Source organism: Solemya elarraichensis gill symbiont (assembly GCF_002021095.1).
Taxonomy (GTDB): Bacteria; Pseudomonadota; Gammaproteobacteria; order Chromatiales; family Chromatiaceae.
On the sequence record NZ_MPRK01000119.1, the window covers coordinates 1 to 7,274 of the forward strand.

Genomic DNA, 7,274 nt, shown 5'->3' on the forward strand with positions numbered 1-7,274 from the left:
CTTGCGCAAACAGGTGAACAGGAATTTCGTAACCTGACCGAAAATACGGAGGGGTTTCTCGACTACTTCTACGAGGCTACCCCGGTATCGGAAATCGCCCTGCTGAATATCGGATCGAGACCGGCACGACGCACCCAGGGAGATCGCTCAAAAGGATCGATTCGCGCAATTCCGTGGGTATTCGGCTGGGCACAGTCACGCCACACACTGCCTGCCTGGTATGGTCTTGGCAAGGCATTAGAGGCGCAAGCAGCCATGCCGGACGGGATTCAGCAGTTGCAGACAATGTATCGCGAGTGGCCTTTCTTTCGTGCCATGCTGTCGAATATCCAGATGGCCATGTTCAAGGCCGACATGCAGATAGCACGCATGTACAAGGAGGAGTTGTGCCAGAAAAGCGGCACCACGGATGCCATCTTCGAGATGATCTGCGAGGAGTATGAGCTGACTTTAAAAATGATCCTGGAGGTAACGCAACAGCAGGAGCTGATCGCTGACAATCCGGTATTGAAGCTCGGACTTTCACGCAGAAATCCATACCTTGACCCACTAAACGCAATTCAGGCCAACCTGATCGGACGTTATCGCCAGGAAACGGATTGTGATACCGCATGGCTGCAGCCGTTACTGAGGAGCATCAACGCGATTGCTGCCGGTATGCGCAATACAGGTTAGGATTCTTCCCGAATCCATCCGGATCAGTTCCGCTTTCAAAATAAACCCCGGGTCAAGCCCGGGGTGACAACTGATAGCTGACAGCTAAAAACTTAGTTCGGTGAAAAGATGTCCATCATCTGCTTCATCACCTCTGGCGGAACTTCCGCCGCGCCTGTTGCCATCTGTTCAGCTTGTTCAACAGGAGTCGACGTCTGTTCAGCAACTTTTTCCTCAACCACTGCTTCAGCTGGTACCGCCGCTTCTTCTGCAGCTGCAGGCTGTTCTGCAACTGCTTCAGCCGGGACTTCCTCGGCTTCCGGTTGCGCTGCTGGCTCAGAAGCTTGTTCAGAAGTTGGCTCAGATACCGGTTCAGATACCGGTTCAGATACTGGCGCCGCTACCGGTGCAGCTGTTTCAGCCTGCTGCTGTTCAACTGCAGGTGCCTCGGCAGTCTCCTGCTGTTGCTCCGCCTTTCTGTCCGTCAGCCAGACAAAAATGACCACCCAGATCAGAACAGCCAAAAGCACCCACACAAACAGGGGAATGCGTCTCTTTTTCTTTTTTTCCGGCTCTTCTGTCTGTGCTGTTTCTGTGGCTTCACTCATGCTGTACGTCCTCTGAAAATAAGCATCAATTTAATATGTCATTTATACCAGATCATCGCGCTGCAAAACAGTCACGCATCGAGCGCCGAAAGCACTGCCATGTAATCTGCGAGCCCCTTTCCCAGGTGCCTGTCGATCACCGACTGCGTAATCTCCTCATCACTCTTACCGGCTGCCCAGTTAACCACGGTTGCAATCGCCGCGTAGCACAGCCCCAATTCACGTGCGAGACCAGCCTCCGGCATCACTGTCATACCGACAATATCGTTACCATCCTGTTCCAGGCGGCGAATCTCAGCGGCCGATTCTAGCCTGGGGCCCTGGGTGGCGGCGTATGTTCCTGATTCTACAATATTGAGCCCGGCGCTATGCGCAGCAGTCACCAGGCGTTGGCGCAGATCGTCACAGAAAGGAGTAGTAAAATCAGCGTGTGTGACATTGCCGTTGATACCGTCGAAAAAGGTGTGTTCCCGCCCCCATGTGTAATCAATCACCTGGTCGGGCGTAATAAGGGTTTCCGGACCATGGGTAATCCCACCCACGGCTGCCAGTGCAATAACAGCATCAACGCCAATATCCTTCATTGCCCAGATATTTGCACGGTAGTTGATCCTGTGCGGCGGCAAACGGTGTCCGGCACCGTGTCTTGGAATAAAGCAGAATTCGGTGCCGTTGATTTTGCCGTGCACAACAGGCGCTGAAGGTTCGCCATAGGGTGTACGGACAATCTCACGTGACATCACCTCGAGTTCCTCAAAGTGAGACAGGCCCGAGCCTCCGATTACGCCAAGTTTCATCTGATCACTCCCCGCTTTCATTTTCTGCTACAGCGAAAATGCCTTTTGCATTGCGCCAGTAGCCCTTGTAATCCATACCATAGCCGAATACATATCTGTCCGGCACCTGTAGTCCGGTATACTCGGCGCTGACACCGATGTTCCTGTCATGAATTTTCTCTACCAGCACCACGCGAAGCACCTCTTTTGCCCCCTCGGCCAGGCAGGCATCGTAAACACTTTTCAGGGTTTCGCCTTCATCGAGAATATCATCCAAAACCAGTACCACGCGATCCTTCAATGAGATCTCGTGATGACGTTTCCACTGCAGCTCACCACCTGAGGTCTGATCGCGATAACGTGTGGCATGCATGTAATCGAACTGGAGCTGAAAAGAGAGGCGCGGCAGCAACTGGCCGGAAATCACAAGACCGCCATTCATTACGCACAACACCACCGGGTTGAGTCCGGCAAAGCGCTCGTTGAGCTGTTTTGCAAGCGAATCGATCGCAGCATCAACCTCGGATGAAGCAAAAAGGCAATCAGCCCCCGCCATGATGGCAGCAGCCTCCTCGGCGAGCAGCTTGTCAGCCGCATCATCAGGATTATTCACACGTGCGCTCCTGTGCCCAGTTAACGCCTTCGGCAGCTATCTCGACTGCATTCATCCAGCGACGCCCCATCAGTTCGACCTCGACATGTGCACCAAGCATCTTCTCCAGTCTCTCAGACACCGGTTCATCAAGCGGCAGTTTGATTGATTCCAGTACCTGTTCAGCTGCCTGCTGGTTGTTACACACCAGTACCATGTCGCAGCCTGCTGCAAATGCGGCACTGGCACGTTCGGGATAGGTACCTGCAAAAGCGGCCCCCTCCATGGTCAAATCATCGCTGAAAATCACACCATCGAAACCAAGCTGCTTTCTCAGTACCTGCTGTAACCAGTATGATGAGAAACCGGCCGGATTCGGATCACAGCGCTCGTAGATCACGTGCGCAGGCATGACGGCATCAAGACCTTTGCGTATCAGACGCTCGAACGGAATCAGGTCAGCCATACCGATCTCGACAAACAGGCGTGTGTCGACTGGCAGCTCCAGATGGGAATCTTCGCTGACTGCACCGTGACCGGGGAAGTGCTTGCCGGTTGCCGACATGCCGGCTTCGTGCATGCCTGCAATGAAGGCCCCAGCCAGTTTTGTCACTATGAGTGGATCACTCTGAAAAGCACGATCGCCAATCACATCACAGAGACCAAAATCCAGGTCCAGGACTGGTGCAAAACTGATATCGATATCATAGTCGCGCAATTCAGCAGCCATCAGCCAGCCCAGTTCATGCGCATATTCCAGGGCTTTTGTTTTCTCTTTCTGATAAAGATCGCCCAGCCATGCCATTGGCGGGATTCTTGTAAATCCGTTACGAAAGCGCTGTACCCGACCACCCTCGTGATCAACCGCGATGATGTATTCTCTTCCAGCCACCTTACGTACACGGGCAATCAGCCTGTGCAACTGCTCCGGCGACTCGAAATTACGTGAAAACAGAATGATGCCGCCACTAGCAGGATGCACAAGGCGCTCGATGTCCTCATCGAGCAGCGTGGTTCCAACCAGGTCAAGCATCACGGGGCCAATTGTCATTAAGGGCAACTCATTTTGTTAAACAGATACAGAAATTATACAGGTGTTGAGCATGCAACAGATATCCAATCTTTTCATCTAGAGTCGAGCATATTTATCAATGCAATCATGCGAAATTTTTCACTACATATGGATAAGTAATCGTGTGGAAGGTGGCAAATAAACACGCTTTTCCCGGCAAGATATTATCTAGAAAAAACCTTCTGATTCAAAAGCTAAGAAGATTATGCCTTGAGTATACTACTGACTTTTTCTCTTTACAGAGAGGAGTAATCTGGCCTAAATTACCCCATGTACATTTGAGTGTGATTCTGCTTTTGAATTGTGGCATATCACTCAGTTAGGGAAGATTAAAGCGCAAGGAAGATTAATGAAAGGATTTCAACTACCACGATTTTCAATGCTCACTTCCGGGCTATTGTTCCCAGTTGCTGCTCAAGCTTCCTCGCATATCAACGCACTCGACCTAGCCATCATCTTTGCACCAATTCTGGTACCAATCTCACTTGTTCTGCATCTCATTTACCGAATAAAAATACGCAGACGATCGTGGCCACGAAAAAAGTGGCAAGTCTCGCTCTTTTGCGCTGGAACCATACTGCAGATTCTTCTGATAGTACTTTATGGCCTACTCCTCATCAGAACAGGAGTATGCCCCTCGCCGACTTACTCACCTGATTGCGCCCTGATGTTATTCATTGTTTCCACAACGGTTGTCGTATTTCTGTTGCATTGCAGTTCTATGCATCATGTTATCCGGAGATACCGTAGATACAGGAGGTTCAGCAGACACCGTAGATACAGCCTGATGTATCCGTAACAGGGACATGCTGTTAATTGAACTTGCTTAGCTATATTTTCAACATCTTGCTTACAACGGACTCCCCTTGCTTTAGCCACCACCTTTTTAACCTCTGCATTATTCCGAATTACTCAAGGGTAGAAGCAGACACCCCTCTAGTAACCTACTGACTTAATTGATTTACAGACACGCCTGAAATGGTCTAGGATCACATCCGCATGCATGGGTGAATTTGTATTACAGGACTGTAATCAATCACTCAAATGGAATAAAAAAATAAAAGGATTTATGAATGAAAGGATTCCACCTGCCACAGTTCTGGCTGCTCCTTTCCGCCCTGCTGTTTCCAGTTATCACCCAGGCCACCGGGTTCCAGGTTGAACCAATTACCTTAACTATCTTTGTCGCCCCGATCCTGCTTCCGATCTCACTCGCCCTGCAACTTGCTTACCTGCGTAATTTACGCAAACGGTCATGGCCGCGGGGAAAACAACAAGTGACTCACTTTCTTCTCCCCATGGTGGGACAAATGATTCTGCTGGCGTTATTCTGCATCTATCTTCTTTTCACCAAGCACCCCGAATACCGGTCAGTTTCCGATTTTGACATGGTTGTACTGCCAATCGTGGCAGCAAGTGCCCTGGTGATAATCTCGCATGGCAACTCGATTCGCCACGTTGTACGCAAGCACCGAAAATTGCAGCCAAAACCTGATGCCAAAGAATCATAAGCATGTATCGACGAAAAAGAGGACTACGAGGTTTGTTTGACATCCAGCCTGTCCCTGAGCCAGTCTCCCAGCAAGTTGGCAGCGAGTACAACCGCCATGATGGCAAGCCCGGGAAATATCGCCAGATGTGGTGATACAAGAAGAAAACGTGAGCCCTCGCGGATCATGCTGCCCCATGATGCATCCGACGGTTGCACACCAAGCCCGAGGAACGAGAGCCCGGCCTCTGCAACAATCACTGACGCCAGTCCGAAGCTCGCCTCGACCATCAACGGAATCCACATCAACGGCAAGACATGCTGAAATAGAATGACGCCTTCACCACTGCCGAGGGCAATAGCAGCAGTAACATGATCACGGCTGCGCAGACTCATCACCTGGGCGCGCGCCAGCCTTGCGTAGCCAACCCAGCCGACAGCAGAGATAGCAATGACGAGATTTCGTCGATCAAACGTGCAGCAACAGACCTGCCCAATTCGTCATAACCGAGCGGCGCATCAAGTGACGGTGCCTTTAATATCAATTCAAGATCAATATGATTTGCATCACCGGCCAAACTGCTGCCGAACAGTGACGCCAGCACAACAGAAACGAGACTGCGATAAATAAACGCATCACTCTCTCCCTGTCAGCGTAATCCTGGGGTCTACCATGCGGTAAACAAGATCGGTGCCTGCATTCACCAGCACATAAATGAGTGCAATCAGGAGAACACATCCCTGCACGACCGGGTAATCACGCTGCTGGATCGACTCGACCATGAGTGAACCGATACCTGGCCACGAAAATACCGTTTCGGTTATCACGGCACCGCCAAGCAGTGCGCCGAGCTGAAGCCCAAGCAAGGTGATCACCGGCAGCATCGCATTACGCAAAGCATGGCGCCACACGACGGTCGACTCATCAAGCCCCTTGGCCAGCGCGGTACGGATATAGTCCTCACCCAGCGTTTCAAGCAATGAACTACGCACCATGCGTGCAAGCACTGCGGCAAGTGATGCGCCCAGCGTAACTGCCGGTAGTATGATCGACGACAGGCTCTCCATGCCGCTCACTGGCGTCCATCCCAGCCACAGTGAAAATAGCAGGATCAACATCGGGCCCAGCCAAAAATTGGGCATTGAGACGCCGAAAAGTGAAACCATCATCGCACCTGTATCCCACGCACTCCCCTGCCGTCTTGCGGCAATCACACCGAGTGGTACGGCAAGCGTGACTGCAATCAGCAGGGCTGCAAATGCGAGCCATGCAGTTGCCGGAAGTCGTTCCAGCAGGAGATTTGAAACAGGCTGCTGGTTACGTAGTGATGTACCTAGATCAAGCTGCAATATCGACTTGATGTAGTCCCCGTACTGTACCGCCAGGGGTTGATCAAGCCCGAGCTTGTGGCGCAGTGCCTCCCTGTCGGCGACTCTTGCCGAATCACCCAGCATCGCCTCGACAGGATCGCCCGGTATCAGGTGAATAAGGAAAAAAACCAGAGTGACAACGCCAATCAGCGTCAGCAACAGGGAGAAAAGGCGCTGAAGCATCCCGGGCGCTACTCGGTTATCAGGACCGGCATGCCGTTATCAACCAGCTCAAACAGCTTGACGAGATCACTGTTGCGCATGCGAATACAGCCGTGAGAACAGGGCTTGCCCATCGGTTCGGAATCGGGTGTACCGTGAATATAGATAAAGCGTCGCAGGGAGTCACATTGACCGCCGCGGTTGAATCCCTGCTCCGTTCCCGTCAGCCAGATGATGCGTGTCAAAATCCAGTCACGTTGCGGATCAGCTTCTCCAAGTTCCGGTGTATAGATCTCGCCCGTACGGCGACGCCCGACAAACACGGTATTGAGCGGACAACCATCACCAATCTTGAGACGCACAGCATGCATACCTCGCGGTGTACATTCACTGCCTTCCTGTTCACCGGGGCCATTAAGTGCCGTGGAGATGGAAAATGTCTCAACAATCTCATCCAACACGACAAGCATCAATTCCTGCTTGCCGATATCTATGTGAATGCCTCTCTCGACTGTTACTTCGCCTGAATCAACCATGGATGTGTTTCCAG

9 protein-coding genes and 1 pseudogene are annotated in these 7,274 nt (G+C 51.6%); 2 read left to right on the forward strand and 8 right to left on the reverse strand.

Features of this window, described 5'->3' with window-relative positions:
- On the forward strand, positions 1 to 675 hold a 675-nt coding region (locus BOW51_RS06995; RefSeq protein ID WP_135568123.1), incomplete at its 5' end, for a phosphoenolpyruvate carboxylase.
- Positions 676 to 767: 92 nt separating this feature from the next.
- Here the strand turns inward: BOW51_RS06995 and BOW51_RS07000 are convergent.
- From BOW51_RS07000 to nagZ, 4 genes are all read right to left on the reverse strand, one after another.
- Positions 768 to 1,262, reverse strand: a complete 495-nt coding sequence (locus tag BOW51_RS07000; protein ID WP_078477064.1) for a hypothetical protein — start codon at positions 1,260 to 1,262, stop codon at positions 768 to 770.
- 71 nt (positions 1,263 to 1,333) lie between these two features.
- Positions 1,334 to 2,059, reverse strand: coding sequence for an S-methyl-5'-thioinosine phosphorylase (locus tag BOW51_RS07005; RefSeq protein WP_078477065.1), 726 nt, complete (start codon positions 2,057 to 2,059; stop codon positions 1,334 to 1,336).
- Positions 2,060 to 2,063: 4 nt separating this feature from the next.
- A complete protein-coding gene (locus tag BOW51_RS07010; RefSeq protein WP_078477071.1) occupies positions 2,064 to 2,621 on the reverse strand; it encodes a hypoxanthine-guanine phosphoribosyltransferase in 558 nt (185 codons plus the stop codon).
- 22 nt (positions 2,622 to 2,643) lie between these two features.
- On the reverse strand, positions 2,644 to 3,681 hold the full coding sequence (gene nagZ / locus BOW51_RS07015) for a beta-N-acetylhexosaminidase (protein WP_078477066.1): 1,038 nt from the start codon (positions 3,679 to 3,681) through the stop codon (positions 2,644 to 2,646).
- Between the two features lie 1,094 nt (positions 3,682 to 4,775).
- Here nagZ and BOW51_RS07020 point away from each other — a divergent pair.
- Positions 4,776 to 5,213 carry a hypothetical protein gene (locus tag BOW51_RS07020; protein ID WP_078477067.1) on the forward strand — a complete coding sequence of 146 codons (438 nt, stop codon included), beginning with the start codon at positions 4,776 to 4,778 and terminating at the stop codon, positions 5,211 to 5,213.
- 23 nt (positions 5,214 to 5,236) lie between these two features.
- On the opposite strand, the pseudogene BOW51_RS07025 reads toward BOW51_RS07020, so the two are convergent.
- From BOW51_RS07025 to BOW51_RS07035, 4 genes and pseudogenes are all read right to left on the reverse strand, one after another.
- Positions 5,237 to 5,653 (reverse strand): annotated as a pseudogene (locus BOW51_RS07025) (ABC transporter permease); the annotation flags it as partial.
- Positions 5,587 to 5,796, reverse strand: coding sequence for a hypothetical protein (locus BOW51_RS11140; protein ID WP_167367266.1), 210 nt, complete (start codon positions 5,794 to 5,796; stop codon positions 5,587 to 5,589). The pseudogene BOW51_RS07025 and the gene BOW51_RS11140, both read right to left, overlap by 67 nt.
- A gap of 31 nt (positions 5,797 to 5,827) precedes the next feature.
- Positions 5,828 to 6,745, reverse strand: a complete 918-nt coding sequence (nikB, locus tag BOW51_RS07030) for a nickel ABC transporter permease (RefSeq protein ID WP_078477068.1) — start codon at positions 6,743 to 6,745, stop codon at positions 5,828 to 5,830.
- 8 nt (positions 6,746 to 6,753) lie between these two features.
- Complete coding sequence (locus BOW51_RS07035; RefSeq protein WP_078477069.1) at positions 6,754 to 7,260, reverse strand: L,D-transpeptidase; 507 nt, start codon at positions 7,258 to 7,260, stop codon at positions 6,754 to 6,756.
- Between the last annotated feature and the right edge of the window lie 14 nt (positions 7,261 to 7,274).

What these genes read in the sequence shown, in the direction of transcription:
- BOW51_RS07020 (WP_078477067.1), top strand. Translation starts at nt 4,776, where the DNA reads ATGAAAGGATTCCACCTGCCACAGTTCTGGCTGCTCCTTTCCGCCCTG.
- BOW51_RS07035 (WP_078477069.1), bottom strand. Translation starts at nt 7,260, where the DNA reads ATGGTTGATTCAGGCGAAGTAACAGTCGAGAGAGGCATTCACATAGAT.
- BOW51_RS07005 (WP_078477065.1), bottom strand. Translation starts at nt 2,059, where the DNA reads ATGAAACTTGGCGTAATCGGAGGCTCGGGCCTGTCTCACTTTGAGGAA.
- BOW51_RS07000 (WP_078477064.1), bottom strand. Translation starts at nt 1,262, where the DNA reads ATGAGTGAAGCCACAGAAACAGCACAGACAGAAGAGCCGGAAAAAAAG.
- nikB (WP_078477068.1), bottom strand. Translation starts at nt 6,745, where the DNA reads ATGCTTCAGCGCCTTTTCTCCCTGTTGCTGACGCTGATTGGCGTTGTC.
- nagZ (WP_078477066.1), bottom strand. Translation starts at nt 3,681, where the DNA reads ATGACAATTGGCCCCGTGATGCTTGACCTGGTTGGAACCACGCTGCTC.